This is a genomic window from Myxococcales bacterium (assembly GCA_016703425.1).
Lineage (GTDB): Bacteria > Myxococcota_A > Polyangia > Polyangiales > Polyangiaceae > JADJCA01.
On sequence record JADJCA010000015.1, the window covers coordinates 265,994 to 279,265 of the forward strand.

The 13,272-nt window shown below is 68.0% G+C and carries 11 protein-coding genes; 6 read left to right on the forward strand and 5 right to left on the reverse strand.

What is annotated here, in order from left to right; genetic code table 11:
* Positions 1-55: 55 nt before the first annotated feature.
* The 3 genes from IPG50_28105 to IPG50_28115 all read left to right on the forward strand — a co-directional run bounded on the left by IPG50_28105 (position 56) and on the right by IPG50_28115 (position 5,403).
* Positions 56-1,363: a hypothetical protein gene (locus tag IPG50_28105; GenBank protein ID MBK6696042.1), complete on the forward strand. Its 1,308-nt coding sequence runs from the start codon at positions 56-58 to the stop codon at positions 1,361-1,363.
* A 224-nt stretch (positions 1,364-1,587) separates the two neighbouring features.
* Positions 1,588-2,493, forward strand: coding sequence for a hypothetical protein (locus IPG50_28110; protein ID MBK6696043.1), 906 nt, complete (start codon positions 1,588-1,590; stop codon positions 2,491-2,493).
* Between the two features lie 189 nt (positions 2,494-2,682).
* Entirely contained in the window at positions 2,683-5,403 is a 2,721-nt protein-coding gene (locus IPG50_28115) for a DUF1963 domain-containing protein (GenBank protein ID MBK6696044.1), read from the forward strand.
* 16 nt (positions 5,404-5,419) lie between these two features.
* Here IPG50_28115 and IPG50_28120 read toward each other — a convergent pair whose 3' ends face one another.
* Entirely contained in the window at positions 5,420-5,917 is a 498-nt protein-coding gene (locus tag IPG50_28120; GenBank protein ID MBK6696045.1) for a MarR family transcriptional regulator, read from the reverse strand.
* A gap of 38 nt (positions 5,918-5,955) precedes the next feature.
* On the opposite strand from IPG50_28120, the gene IPG50_28125 reads away from it, so the two are divergent.
* Positions 5,956-7,272, forward strand: coding sequence for a hypothetical protein (locus tag IPG50_28125; GenBank protein ID MBK6696046.1), 1,317 nt, complete (start codon positions 5,956-5,958; stop codon positions 7,270-7,272).
* Positions 7,273-7,288: 16 nt separating this feature from the next.
* Here IPG50_28125 and IPG50_28130 read toward each other — a convergent pair whose 3' ends face one another.
* Positions 7,289-7,804: a hypothetical protein gene (locus IPG50_28130; GenBank protein ID MBK6696047.1), complete on the reverse strand. Its 516-nt coding sequence runs from the start codon at positions 7,802-7,804 to the stop codon at positions 7,289-7,291.
* A gap of 132 nt (positions 7,805-7,936) precedes the next feature.
* Here IPG50_28130 and IPG50_28135 point away from each other — a divergent pair, with 132 nt between their 5' ends.
* Both IPG50_28135 and IPG50_28140 read left to right on the forward strand, forming a co-directional pair.
* Positions 7,937-10,441: a hypothetical protein gene (locus tag IPG50_28135; GenBank protein ID MBK6696048.1), complete on the forward strand. Its 2,505-nt coding sequence runs from the start codon at positions 7,937-7,939 to the stop codon at positions 10,439-10,441.
* 485 nt (positions 10,442-10,926) lie between these two features.
* Positions 10,927-11,316 (forward strand): hypothetical protein, encoded by a 390-nt coding sequence (locus tag IPG50_28140; protein ID MBK6696049.1) that lies wholly within the window; start codon positions 10,927-10,929, stop codon positions 11,314-11,316.
* A gap of 10 nt (positions 11,317-11,326) precedes the next feature.
* Here the strand turns inward: IPG50_28140 and IPG50_28145 are convergent, their stop codons facing one another.
* The 3 genes from IPG50_28145 to IPG50_28155 all read right to left on the reverse strand — a co-directional run bounded on the left by IPG50_28145 (position 11,327) and on the right by IPG50_28155 (position 13,258).
* Entirely contained in the window at positions 11,327-11,572 is a 246-nt protein-coding gene (locus IPG50_28145) for a hypothetical protein (protein ID MBK6696050.1), read from the reverse strand.
* A 161-nt stretch (positions 11,573-11,733) separates the two neighbouring features.
* On the reverse strand, positions 11,734-12,666 hold the full coding sequence (locus IPG50_28150; GenBank protein MBK6696051.1) for a hypothetical protein: 933 nt from the start codon (positions 12,664-12,666) through the stop codon (positions 11,734-11,736).
* Positions 12,667-12,877: 211 nt separating this feature from the next.
* Positions 12,878-13,258: a DUF2750 domain-containing protein gene (locus tag IPG50_28155; GenBank protein MBK6696052.1), complete on the reverse strand. Its 381-nt coding sequence runs from the start codon at positions 13,256-13,258 to the stop codon at positions 12,878-12,880.
* Positions 13,259-13,272: the final 14 nt, after the last annotated feature.

The following is a 13,272-nucleotide window of genomic DNA, read 5'->3' on the forward strand; positions in this document are numbered from 1 at the left end:
GCGACGTGATCCGGGCGTCTACCCCTCCTCAACGTACCCGTTTAGGCTCGCAGGGATGGTTGACCGCGTCCTGCTCGCATCTCTCGACGAGTGGCCGTTCTCGTCGCGGCTGGCTGCTCTGCTCGAGAGGCTAGACGTCAACCGCGCCGCCCTACGACTCATCCACTTCGCGCACTCCGCAGAGGCGCCCGACGACGCCCTCGACGGCCTCGATGAGCACGGTGCACGGCCACGTCTCGAGCCTGCTCTGCTGGCCGCCAGCGCCGCCGTTGCAGAGGTCGCACGCAAGGCGCTTGGTCTCTCGCCCGCCAAGCGAGGTTCTCAGTGGGTGAAGGTCGGGCTCGCCGGCGGCTTTCATTGGTCCGCGACCCGCGCCGAACTCCGAGAGCGCTTCCGCGGCGCGGGCTTTCGGATCATCACGCCCAAGGCGGTCTCAGCATCCCCGCCGCTCGACTGGCTCGAGCGCTTGTCGAGCTCCGATGATCGTGTTCTCGGCGAGGCGCTCCGCGCGCTGCCGGGCAAGTTCCCGGGTCTTGACACGTCGGTCGCCGGGCTGGCGGCCCTGCTCCTCGCCCGGGCGCACGAGGGTGGCACCACCACACAGCTCCGTCGGCGCCTGTTCACCCGGTTGGCCAGGCTCGAGGGTGTCGACGCGCTCGCGCTCGGTGCGTTCTTCGAGCACGAATCCGGCCCGGTGAAGGGTGCCGTTGACGACCTCCGAGCGAAGCAGGTCGCCGACTCTCGCCGACGGGTCGCCGCCGTCCGCACGCGACCAAAGACCGCGGCAAAGACCCTCGCTCCGGCCCGACCGCCGGGCGGACCGTCGATTCTCCGGAAGGATGCGGTGTTCGTGATCAACGCCGACGACCCCGCGTATCTCGCGGTTGTCGATCTCGGGACATACCGTCCCACGCTGCCGGGGTGGTCCTTCGACTCACTCACCCGCAAGATCACGTCGGAGATGAACGCGGGTCACCTCGTGGCCTTCGGCACGCCGGAAGACCAAGTCCGTCTCCGGCTCACCACGAAGCCATACCGGGGGTTCGCTGACGCGACGACCACGGCAACGCTCGCGGTGACCGGCGCCCTGTCCGTCGTCACGTACACGTCGCTCACGATGGCGGCCGACGGAGACAACTTCCCCGAACCTTCTGACCCACTCTTCCAGCTGCCCGAAGGGAAGTACCGCGTGGAGGTGCACCGCCGCTTCGCACACCGAGCGGGCGCGCAGTTTGCCGACGCGAAGCTCCCGAAGGGCGATCACTACGTGCTGGTCTTCCGCCCGCTCGAGCGCGCGCCGAAGAAGCACGCCTGGGTCCCGTGGGCGCTACCCCCAGCGAAGCCTCGCGCCAACCGACGATGACGACCTGCCGCGCCCGAGAGCACTCGCACGAGGCGGGCGCCGGGGCGGACCAAGAAGAACGGAGACAGCCTCGTCCGCGCGAGTGACTCGGTCGTGGTGAGCAACCGCGTCACGCGGATCGCAGCTGCGTGCCCCGGCCTCTGAGCGACCTCCGTCGAACGCGCCGTCGTTGAGGCGCGGATCACGCCCCGGACCTCGCGCGAGCCTTGCGCTATTAACCGTGGATGCCCCTTGCCCTCGCCCTTGCGACCACCGTGGCCGCGGTACCGTCTTCCTTCCTGGCGTGCAGCAGCGACTCGCAAACAGCGGCGCCTGATGCGGTCGACGCCGGCGCACGCGCCGAAGCCGGAACCGACGACGCGGCAGGTTCAAGCGACGCGCCCTCCGGCGGCGGCGACTCGGGCAACGTCGGCCGCGTCTTCGCCGTCAGCGACTCAACGACGGTCGACGGGGGCGTGCGCGCGACCCATCGCGCCGGCGCCTTCTTCGCGCGGCTGACGGGACCGGCCACCACGACGAAAGCGAAGACCGTTGGCCCGTGTCTCGTCGAGACGATCGGCAGCGGCGACGAGCCCACCGAGACCGCGCTCTCGGCCGGCACCGTTCGGATCACCGGCGGCAGCAAGGCCATCAACATCGTTCCCGCCAGCGACAAGACGTACGAGCCGGTGAGCGGCGCGACCCCCTTGTGGTCGGGCGGTGAAACGCTAGAGGTCTCGGCCCAAGGCCAAGACGTACCCGCCTTCGCGACCTCGTTGGTCGCTCCCTCGAAGCTCACCGTCACCGCGCCGGCCCTGCCGGCAGCCGCCGGTTCGCTCGCGGTGACGCGCAGCGCTCCGTTCACCGCCACGTGGGCCGGCGTCTCCACGGGCTCGGTGGTCCTCTACTTCGAAGCCGCGACCGGCTCCAATGCGTTCACGGCGACGTGCACGTTTCCCGCTGCCGACACGACGGCCTCCGTTCCCGCAGCGGCCTTCGCGGAGTTCCCCGCGGGGGAAGGCACCTTCGACTTTTACGTAAGACAATCGGCGCCCGCCGCCACCGACGGCTGGTCGATCCTCTTTACAGCCAGCCGCGCCCTCGTCGGCCCCGACGGCATGGGCGCGACCGGATACGCGACGTTCAAGTGACTTCCCGAGAGCTCCTCCCGCCGGCGCGCGACACCTGACGACAGGGCTTTCGGCGCGCCAGGCGAACTCGCCACCGGCGATCTTCCGCCCCTGGCCCGCCGGGCCCCGTGGACTGAAGCTCATCGAGGATCGAGGGCGACGTCGCTGAGGCACACACAGGCGCGTCCGCGACGCGGATAACATTCGGCCATGCAACTCCGCTGGACGCACCACGGGCCAGAGCGCGCGACTTCCATCGAAGTTCCTCCCCGGCCAAGCCTCATCGAGTCCTACGCCCTCGGTTACGACGAGGCGCTCGAGCGCATCTTCTATCTCTGCAAGCCAGACGACGGTTCGTACGCCGCCGTGCTCTACACCTTCGATGGTGCGGCATGGCACCGCGAGACCAAGGACGCCCACCGCATGGAGCACAGCTTCCTCGGCGGCGCCTACGACTCGTGCCGCCGAGCGGTCGTCGGTTGGACGGCCACGTACGATCGAAAGGCCGATCGCTGGCGCGTCCACGGGATCTCATTCGCTGCGGGCGGCGCGAATCCGGTGGCGACGCACGGAGACGATCCGCTGATCGAGCCCGAGAGCGAGAGCGATGCCCTCGGCACCTTCGACAAGCACGCGATGCTCGCGTTCGATCGACGGCGGGAGGTCTGGGTGTGCGTCACGCGACGCGGCGTCTGGGAGCTCGATGGCGACGGAGCGTGGACGAAGCGCGCCGACACCGGACCGATCCCCCAAGAGTGGCAGCACGAGAGCGGCGTGGGCGTCTACGATCCGCTGAACGATCGCACCGTCTTCTTGGTGCAGGGCAAGGCCGACAAGTACGCGCTCGTCGTCCTCGCGTGGAACGGGACAACGCTCGAGAAGCTGTCGATGGCCGGCCTCCCCAAGCTGACGATCGGCTTGTTCGATCCGATCGTCGCGATCACGGGACACCCGAAGCACGGGACCGTGCTCCACGCCGGCGGCAACACGCTCTTCGCGTCGACCGACTCCGGTTGGAAGCCGCTCGCCGAAACCCGCGACTCGCCCCCGAAGATGACGAAGGCGCACATCGCGTTCGACCCGAAGCACGATGCGCTCGTGCTGGGACCTGGGAAGCACGAGGGCGCAGGCGGCAGCGACTACAACGCCGTCTTCTTCGTCCTTCAGGGCGACGCATGGACGACGCAGGGCGTCTCCGTCGTCCACTCCCCGATCGCAAAGGCTTCCTACGGCAACCCGCGTGTCGTCCACGCGAACGGGGATTGGTACGCGCTCGGCACCCACTCGCTCCAGACCTGGCGGTACACGGGCGGCGAATGGGCGACGGTAACGTCGAAGGAGGACGGCGAGAAGATCGGCGGCTGGGAGCTCTCCGAGCTCGTCGACGCGAAGGGACGCCTCCACGCGGTCATGGCGACGGGTGCGGTCTTCTCCTTCGACGGGAGCCAGTGGGCGGCGGTGGCGAACAAGGACGCCGCGTTCAAGGACCGGACGGATTTCGCGCTCGCGGCGGCACCGGACGGCCGAATCCTGGTGTGGGGCGGCGAGGCGAAGGGGCGGAAGCTCAATGACTCGCTGTTGTTCGAGAAGGGCCGGTGGCGCGCCGTGAAGAAGGCATCGCCCCAACCGGCCGACTTCAAGCACGGAAAGAAGGACGACATTTACGTCGACACGCACGCGATCTTCGACAGCGCGCTCGGGACGTTCGTTCGCTTCGGCTTCGAGGACGTGGCGGTGCTCGGCGCCGACGAGACCTGGGAGCCGATCGCACCGAAGGGCTACAAGGAGAACGTCGGACCGCGACGCTGGGGGCACGTCCCGGTTCACGACGCCGAGAGCGGTGAGACGCTCCTCATCGACTTCCAGGGCACGAGCCCATGGGACAAGCCCGCGTCGCGGCCGGCGCAGGTGCTCCGCTTCGATCTGGGGCGCTGCGTGCCGCTCGCGACGATCGAATACCCGGCCGAGCTCGCGCCGAAGAAGCAACACGACCCCGCCGCCTTCCACGCACTCGCGCAGACCTTCAGCTACGACGCCAAGACCCGCGCGCTCTACGCGCAAGTGAAAGAGGATGCGTCCGGGACCTACCGACTCGATCTCGGTCCGCTCTTCGACAAGGCGAAGGCCCTTGGACCTCGCACGCTCCCAAAGGGGGGAACGTCGAAGGCGGCGGTGCCCTCGCGCTTCTATCGGGTCAAACCCGGAGCGCTCGCCAAGCTCGAAGTCGCGACGAGCGAACGAAAGGGCTTCGTTCGCGCGGCGGACCTCTCTCGCGACGACCTCGTCGCGCTCGTGGGCCTGCCGAGCTGCGAGCTCGTGGTGGGAAAGCCGACGCGCGCCGGCTCGCCGCCCGCGAGCCGCATCGGCGGAACCCCGTCGGTGCCGACGGCGAAGTGGCCGAAGCTTCGAAAGAAGCCCATGGGCTTTCTCTTTCAGCTCGAGACCGGGGAGCTCTTGAAGAAGCACGCCGGCATCGCGGTCTTCTGCGCCCTTGACGGCGAAGCGACGAACGAGCCGGACGACAACGTCGTCGTGCTCCTCGATAGCGCCGCGCTCGCGAAGACGCACGAGCCGCCCGACGGCGTGCCCACGCTCCCGATGCGACCGCTTCGCGCGGAGGCTCCCAAGAGCGAGATCGACGAAGAGCGCGCGCAAGCGTTGGGCGCGAGCGATCCCGAGCTCGGCGCCGCCTTGGAGCGACTAGGCAGCGCGAAGGGACTGCAGGCCACGAACGTGCACGACAAGCTCGGCGGCCTCCCGCGATTCCTCCAAGGCGATGTGCCGATGAAGGGCCACAAGCTCGTCGCCCAGCTCGACTTCGACGCCATCCCGACCGCGAAGGAGTGGCCCGACGCCGGTCTCTCGGGCTGCGTCTACGTCTTCGTCCGGGACGACGAGAAGAGCGCGATAGCGTTCTGGCAGTACACCTGAGCGTCGCCGGCGTGCGTCACGGCGCTCGGTCGCGATCCGGGAGACCACCCGCGACACGTAGCAAGAGCCGGAGGAGCTCGTCGGCGTCCCGGTCGTCGACCGAGCCGAACCATCCGGCGACGACCTCGTAGTCCGTGGCGTTCCTCCGCTCGAAGATTTTTTTCGCCGCCTTCGCCGCGCGGATGCGCTTCGTGCGCCGATCCTGCGGGTCGACGTCGACGTGGACGAGCCCTTTTCGCTCGAGCGCAGTGGTCAGCTGCCGGACGTTTTGGTGCGAGACGCCGAGCAGCCGCGCGAGCTCACCCTGAGCGAGCGGCGTCTCCGCGGCTCCTACGATCATGAGGCAGGCCGCCTGCTGCGTGGTGATTCCCGTGGGCTCGAGCTGGCGGTCCATGAGCGTCCGGAGGCGACCGGCGAGGCCGATGAGGAGGCGAAACAGCATGATCCGCGTTCGGACCGACTCACGGACTCCCTCGAGATCGGCCCCGAGCACGCTTGCGCGCGTGACGCTCATAGGTAATATATTACCCATCTCCGAAGGAGCGTCACAGCATGATCGTGCTCGTCCCCCACTGCGGGTTCCTCTCGGAGACATCGCGGATGATTGCGATCGCGCGCGCGCTCGCGGCGCGCGGGATTCAAACCTCCGTCGCCTCGCACGGCGGTCCGTACGCTCACTTGCTCGACGAGGCCGGGATCGCGTGGACGGCGCTCGAGCCCACGATGACGGAGGCCGAGCATCGAGCCTTCCTCGACGCGTTGCTCTCGATCGGTGTCGATGACAGGCCGTTCTACGAGGACGCGTTCATGCGCAGGGCAATCCGGGCGGAGGCTGACCACTTCCGCGAGGTCGGCGCGAAGCTCGCGGTCATCGGTTTCAACCTCACGACGTACTTCTCGACGCGCGTGGCGGGCATCCCGCTTGCCGCCTCGCACGGCGGCTCGTTCCTCCCGCCGGTCCTCGAGCGAGGGTTGTGTCCGCTCCCGGTGAATCCGTCGAAGCCCGAGATGGCTCGCTTACCCAAGTTCGTGCAGCGCTGGCTCGTCCACAACGCGCCCTACCTGCTGAAAGGGCCAACGCGCCACCTGAACCGCATCGCCGAAGAGCTAGGCGTGCCAAAGCTCGCGAGCTTCATGGCCATGATGTGCGCTGACCTGACGCTGGTGACCGAGATCCCCGAGGTGCTCGGCATCCCGCGCGACGAGATGGCCGCGTGGCGTCCGCGCTCGCGCAAGCTCTGGCCGTCGACGCGCATGCGATACGTCGGTCCGCTCTACGCAAAGCTCGATCGTCCGGTGCCCGAGCATGTCGAGCGGTTCCTCGGGGAGCCGGGGAAGGTGGTGCTCGTCGCACCGACGAGCGTCTCCGCGTCGTTCCTGCGCACGCTCGTCCCCGCGGTGCGTGCCGCCGGGGCGCGCGTCCTTGTCGCCGCGACGATCCACGACGTCGGGGACCTCACGGCAGACGGTGTGGTCGTCGCCGACGTGCTTCCGAACCATCTGGTCATGCCAAGAGTCGCCGCGGCGGTGATCATGGGCGGACAGGGCAGCGTACAGACGGCGATGGCGAGCGGCACGCCGTTCGTCGGCATGCCGTACCACGGCGAGCAGGAGCTGAACGTCGCGCTCGCCGAACGCAAGGGCATGGCGATCCGCATCTCGCCGAAGCTGGCGGGCGAGAGCGACATGACGGCCGCCGTGCGGCGCCTGCTCGAGGAGCCCAGCTTCCGCGAGGACGCCGCGCGGATGCGCGAGCTCTACGCGGGCACCGACGGCGCCGCCGGTGCTGCGGACGCGATCATCGACTTCGTCGGAGCCGGACGTGAGAGCCCGTTGCACGAGCGCTCGGCGACCGCCGCGACGGCGTAGGCGCACCGGCGCCAGATCAGGCTGGTTCCGTACGGTCCCGTTCGCGAACGCTATCGAATCGCTGCTCGATTGACGACCGCACGGACTGGACGGAGACTCGCTGCGGATGACGGCCGTCGTGGCGCTCACGCGCGGGGAGGGGGTCTTGCGAGGAGGGGGGGAATCTCAGGCGGACCTCCGTCCCCGCGATTTCGAGAATCACCTCGTCGCGGCGACGTTCGATCGTCATGATCCGAACGCGCCGCTTCGCGATGGTTGCGGACAGCACGCCGGTCATCGCCGAGATGGGGAGCGCCGCGGCGTACGGGCCGATGTCCGAGATCGGTCCGCGGAGGAGCGCGACGACGAAGTGCAAGATTGGTAGGACGGCAATCGCGCCGAGGAGAGGTGCGGCGACGCGCCCGCGGGCGACCGAGACGTGAGTGATCAGGAGCTGCGCCGGGAACGCCTCCTCCGTGCGTGGCCTCTCCCCGTTCATGACCGCGGTCCAGGCTACCAGGTTCTCCACCGCGTTCGCGTGCGCGCGCTCCACCGCCTCGAGGCGGGCCTACATCAAGATCGGGAGGCGAACCGACCGCGACGATTTTTTCACGGGATCGGTCGGGGCTGGCCACCCACGAGTGGCCCGCTCGCGTCGTCGAGCTCCTCAGACAGGAGAGCTTCCATGTTCCGCACTTCGCCGCTCTTCCGCTGGGCAGCCATCTTGCTCTCGAGCGCTGCTGCGTGCGCTCCCGGTCCTGCGACCGACCCCGCTACCGATGGTGGGACCACGGACGCTGGGCCCGCCGATGCAGACGCCGATTCCGACATCGATGCCACTGTCGACGCGTCGCTCGATGCCAGCGCCCCACCACCCACACACGGACTTTCGACGTGTGCGTCGATCGGGCGCGACGCGAGCCCCTTCAACGTTGGCGTTAGCGCGTTCGAGGACGGCGGGGTGATTCGCACGACCATCCAGTCGCCCATCGTGAACGGCGTCTCCTTGTACGTCCCGGAGCTCTCCGATCAGCCCCTGGCCAGGTGTGGCTACCTCGATGTGACCCGGGCGCCCTTCGGCGCTGACCCGACAGGAGTGGCGGACGCGACCACGGCGTTCACCGACGCCCTGGACTACGCGCGCAAGAACTTTCTCGCCGTGTTCGTCCCGTCCGGCACCTTTCGCGTGAGCAGGACGATCTCGTGCGCCGAGGGGAGCTACCGCAGGAACACGGGCACCGTGGGAGGCGACCGTCAGGGCGCCTGCATGCTCATCGGTTCGAGAATCGGCGCACGTCCACGGCTCGTTCTCGTCGACGGGGCGGTCGGGTTTGGCGATCCCTCGAGTCCGAAGGCCGTCGTCTACTTCTGGGGCTACGGAACGACGGGAGCTCCGGGTACCCCTGACTTCTGTTCGACGTACAACAACGGCGTCGAGAACCTCGACGTCGTGCTTGGCAACAACCCTGCCGCAGTCGGCCTCGATCTCGTCGGCGCCCAGGGAACGTTCATCCACGATGTCTCTGTCGACGCACACGGCGCCTTCGCGGGGGTCAGCGGTGTGCTCGCGTCCGGCGGCAGCATCGTGAACCTGTCCGTGGACGGTGGTGACTATGGCGTCTACGCGGACGCGCACGCCGCTGGCCGGCCCGTACCCACGCTGACCGGACTCACGCTCACCGACCAGAAGCGCTCCGCCATCTTCCAGGGCAGGGACGTGGCCGAGACCCTTGTTCTCGTGGGCGCGAACATTCGCACAGCGGCAGGAAGCGACCCCGCCATCGTCAGCTCGGCCGTTGGCGCCAACAGCGGGCTCACGACGATCATCGACAGTCGGATCGAGCTCGCTGGTGCTGCGACGGCCCTCACGACCGGTCGTAGCCTTCACCTGTCGAACGTCTTCATCAAGGGTGCGGCGACGCTGGTCGACGCGGGCGGCGCCGGCAAGCTCCAGGCACAACAGCCGATCACCGAATGGTCCTGGGTCAAGGAATACACGCTAAGCGTCCGTCCCCCACCGAAGAACATCAACGGGACACCGGTCCAGATCGAATCCCCGATCTACGAAGAGGGCGTGCGCCTGACAGACACCGCACGTCTGTTGGCGGGACCTGCCGGCGCGGCTCCGCCCGCAGACCTGCAGAGCAGACACGTCTGGGGAGCTTCACTCCCTGGACCCGAGTCGCCTGGTGCCGTCAACGTCAAGACGGCCTACGGGGCCAAGGGGGACGGAACGACCGACGACAGCGCAGCCTTGCAGAAGGCAGTAGACGACAACGACGTCGTGTTTCTTCCCAAGGGCTACTACCGCCTCTCGAAGACGCTGATGCTCCGCCCCCACACCAAACTCGTCGGTGTCGCTCGACAGCTCTCGGTACTGGTCGCCCTCGGGGGCAGCGGAAGCGACTTCAACGACGCCACCCTTCCGAAGCCCGTCGTGAAGACTGCCGACGACGAGGACGGGAAGACGGTGCTCTCGGGGATCGGAGTCTACGTCCCATTCGCCTTTCAAGGCGCCTTCGCGGTCGACTGGCGCGTCGGCGACGGCTCGATCTGGCGACAGACCGAAGCACGGCTATTTCCGATCAACGGGTACGGCAAGCAGGACCTGTTGCCTCGGCCAGTGCCACTGGTGCAGGTGTCGGCGCACGGCGGCGGCCGCTGGTATGCGTTCGAGGAGGGGACCACCACCGCCCTTTCACCCGACTATCGAATCCTTGCGGTGCGCGGCACCACCCGCCCGCTGCGCTTCTATCACCTCGACCCGGAGCACGCAGACCTGACGAATGCCTTCGTGGAGATCGCCAACGCCGACAACGTGGCGATCTTCGGCTTCAAGGCCGAAGGAGACGAGGCGACGCCGCTCTGGATCAAGAACTCGCACGGCATCAGCGTGTTCGGGACCGGCGGGCTCATCCATCCGCCGCCGAGGGACGGGAGCTATCCCGCGGGGCTTGGGCCGTTCACGCCGTCGACCTTTCGCGTCGAGTCTTCCGACGACTTCCGGCTGGTGAGCCTCATCGATCGACTAACCCCACTAACCAACCCGACGAACACGCTCATGCTCACGGAGAGGACGGGCCCCGGTGGCGTCACCGAGTTAGTCGTTCCTCCCCTCGACAAGCCGATCCTCTACAGGCGCGGCGCGATTCCATTCGCCGAGAAGCCATACCCACGCACGCTCCCCTGAGCACGCGGATGAAGACTCGGTGGTTCGAGCGAGTGTCGGCGACGTACAGGTTGCCCTTGCTGTTTTGCCAAGGTCCAGGTTGGGCCGCATGGTCGCGATGGCTTCCTGGCCGAGGAAGCCGCCTGCGATCTGGAGCGCGTCCGAGCTCGCCCACCGGCTGAGCGCTGAATCACCACGCTCACTCTCGACCGGGAGCGATGCCGATGATGGCCCCGCGGCGCCTGCGCGCATCAAGCTGTTCGCGGAGATGGGTCGGCCTGTGCTGAGGTCGTAGACGCTGCGGGCGCTGGTGGAGATGCGCATGTCGACGCGCTGAGCCTGTTCGGAAAGCCCAGTCGGCCGCGGGGCAGCTCCCCGCCCTCGTCAGGTGCGCTCGAATCGTGCGACACACGCGGGCGCTAGGCACCATTGCGAGTGCGGTGGTAGGGTCGTGTGTATCGTCGATATCGACTCGACACGGGCTCTTGTCCTCGCGAAGGTAGCTTGTGGGCAACACGATCTGGATCGAGGTTCGGGACCGCCCAGGGGCTGAGACGCATGAAGACTTGTCCGTCCTTCATGCTCTCACTGATCAGCTCGACGCGCTGGCCAAGAGGCTGGGTGTCACGCAACCATCCGCGTTCTACGACTACTCCCCGCTGCTCCCCGTGGAGGAGCACGCCAACCCGACGTGGTTCGATGCGAACCGGGGGCTTGAGTCCATGACGACCCTACACGCGGTCCTCCGGGAGGATTTTGGAAGCCTCCGCTGGACGCCGGACGCGTCCCAGCAGCATTGGCCCGAGTCACTCTTGGACGAACTGACATTCTGCGAGCGAATCCTGGCTGAGGCGGCGCGCGACGCTCGGGCTTTTCGGCTCATGATTGTCGACTAGAGCGTGCGTCCTACACGGACCACCGGCTCTTGGGTAACCCCTCCACGGTCACCTCGACCGGCAGTGGCCTTCGAAGCGATGGTGTCGCCGGCGCGAGCGGCTTCGACGAAGCGTCTACGCCCGTGTGCCAGCAGCCCGGACGATTGCCGCCGGAGCGCTCGAGGCGCGTGCATTGCCGCTCGATGGGCGAACGCTCAATGAACTTGTCGCGGAGCGCCTCGATGATGAGCGTGTCGCGGAGCTTGCCGCGCTCCACGATGGCGGGCGGAGGGGCGCCGAGACGGCGGTGTCATCCACGGGACACGCGACGACTTCCCTCCGTCGGCAAGCTGCACGAGTCTCCGGCGTGCGGCACGAGCACGCAGCTCGCCTCGGCACTGCGAATAGCGCACCACATCCACCTCCGCCCGCCAGCGCTCAATAACATTCCGGTCCGTGCGCCGGACTGTACCCGGTGTAGGTCTTCCGAGACGCGCGCAGCCGGACGCGTGGCGAGTCGATCTTGACTTCGAAGAGCAGCTTTCCGCCAAACGAACCTTGGGCCTCCACGCTCCCTTCGACGACGAAGGAGACTGCCGGCTCGAGCTCGCCGGCGCGGCCGCGGCAGAGAGCGTCGGCCTCGACGGAGGACGCGACCGCCACGAGCCGCATCGATCGCCGCGGACACGTCAGGACCTGGAACGGGTGCTGGGCATCGGTCGCGGTCGACGAATCCCAAGTGATCAGCGCGGCGAGCTCCGGTGGCACCGAAGCGCTGTCGCCATCGCCGTCCACGGCGGCGTCGCCATCCGCTCCGGCCTCGTCGCGGGCGGTGATCGCGGCATCTCCGAGCGTGCCCGCCTCGCCGGCCGCTCCGGGGCCCGCCTCGGCGTCGATGGCGGCGTCCGTTCCTTGGGCAGCGTCGACGACACCCGGCCCGGCGTCACCGCCGTCGGCGCCGGCGTCGACCTCGGGATCTGGGCGGGCATCTCGCCCCCCATCAGGAGCGGCGTCACGTCCCGCGTCGACACCACTCGTCGGAGCGAAGGTCAAGGTGATGGATCGGTCCGCGAGGTGGGCCGCAACCAGGATCGTCTCGTCGGGCGACACGTCGGCATTCCGCAAGCCGTATCCGTTATCGAGGAGCGTGCCATCGAGCAGCGCGAGCTCCGCATCGACATGGTCGCCCGCCGTCGTGTAGGAACCGCCGGGGGACCCCGATCCATGCAGGGTCCCGCAACTGCAGGAGTCGCGCGTCTCGCCGACGGAGCATGCGAGCGGTCCACAGAGCGTAGCCACGAGGAGAAGGCCGCGGAGCGCCTCCGAGCGCGCGGCGCGGAGCCGCGGGGCGGGCGACGATGAAGGATGCATCGACGCTGGCAGAGCACGCGCGATGCCAGCCAGCCCGGCGCCGATTTTGCGTGAGAAGGTGGCTCGCACGTCGACCTCGTGAACAGGAAGGCACGATGTGTGGTGCTCGCACCACACGCGGCGGCTGGAGCGTGGGTCGGACGGGGGATCGAATCCGCGCCCGGCGAGCGGCGCACGAGACTCGGGGCGGCAAGGATCTGGAGGCCGTCACTCAAGTGTAAGACGCCATTTCGGATCGGAGGTCGCTGAGGAGCCTGTCACTCTCGACCGTCACCGCCTTCTCGCTCGGCGTCGGAAAGATCGCGAACGCTCTGCCTTCGGCGGTGGCTCCGGGAAGCCACGAATCCAGGAAGTCGTGGAGCGCGATCGCCTTCGGAGTGAAGCCGTCCCATTCGCCGGTGGCGCAACATGCTGCAAATTCCCGCTCGGGCCAGACGGGTATCGCGGACGCCTGATGCTCCGTCATGCCGGTCGCCCAGCCTTCTTTGTACAAGCCCCAAATCGCCTCGAAGTCGCAAACCTTTCGGACGAAGTAGTCGTAACGACCTGGCGCGTCGAACGCGAGGATGTTCCTGAACTTGTCGGGATGCATGCGGCGTTATCACT

Excerpts from the sequence above, each read along its gene's own strand:
- IPG50_28105 (MBK6696042.1), top strand. The coding sequence starts at position 56 with ATGGTTGACCGCGTCCTGCTCGCATCTCTCGACGAGTGGCCGTTCTCG.
- IPG50_28110 (MBK6696043.1), top strand. The coding sequence starts at position 1,588 with ATGCCCCTTGCCCTCGCCCTTGCGACCACCGTGGCCGCGGTACCGTCT.
- IPG50_28115 (MBK6696044.1), top strand. The coding sequence starts at position 2,683 with ATGCAACTCCGCTGGACGCACCACGGGCCAGAGCGCGCGACTTCCATC.
- IPG50_28120 (MBK6696045.1), bottom strand. The coding sequence starts at position 5,917 with ATGAGCGTCACGCGCGCAAGCGTGCTCGGGGCCGATCTCGAGGGAGTC.
- IPG50_28125 (MBK6696046.1), top strand. The coding sequence starts at position 5,956 with ATGATCGTGCTCGTCCCCCACTGCGGGTTCCTCTCGGAGACATCGCGG.
- IPG50_28135 (MBK6696048.1), top strand. The coding sequence starts at position 7,937 with ATGTTCCGCACTTCGCCGCTCTTCCGCTGGGCAGCCATCTTGCTCTCG.
- IPG50_28150 (MBK6696051.1), bottom strand. The coding sequence starts at position 12,666 with ATGCATCCTTCATCGTCGCCCGCCCCGCGGCTCCGCGCCGCGCGCTCG.
- IPG50_28155 (MBK6696052.1), bottom strand. The coding sequence starts at position 13,258 with ATGCATCCCGACAAGTTCAGGAACATCCTCGCGTTCGACGCGCCAGGT.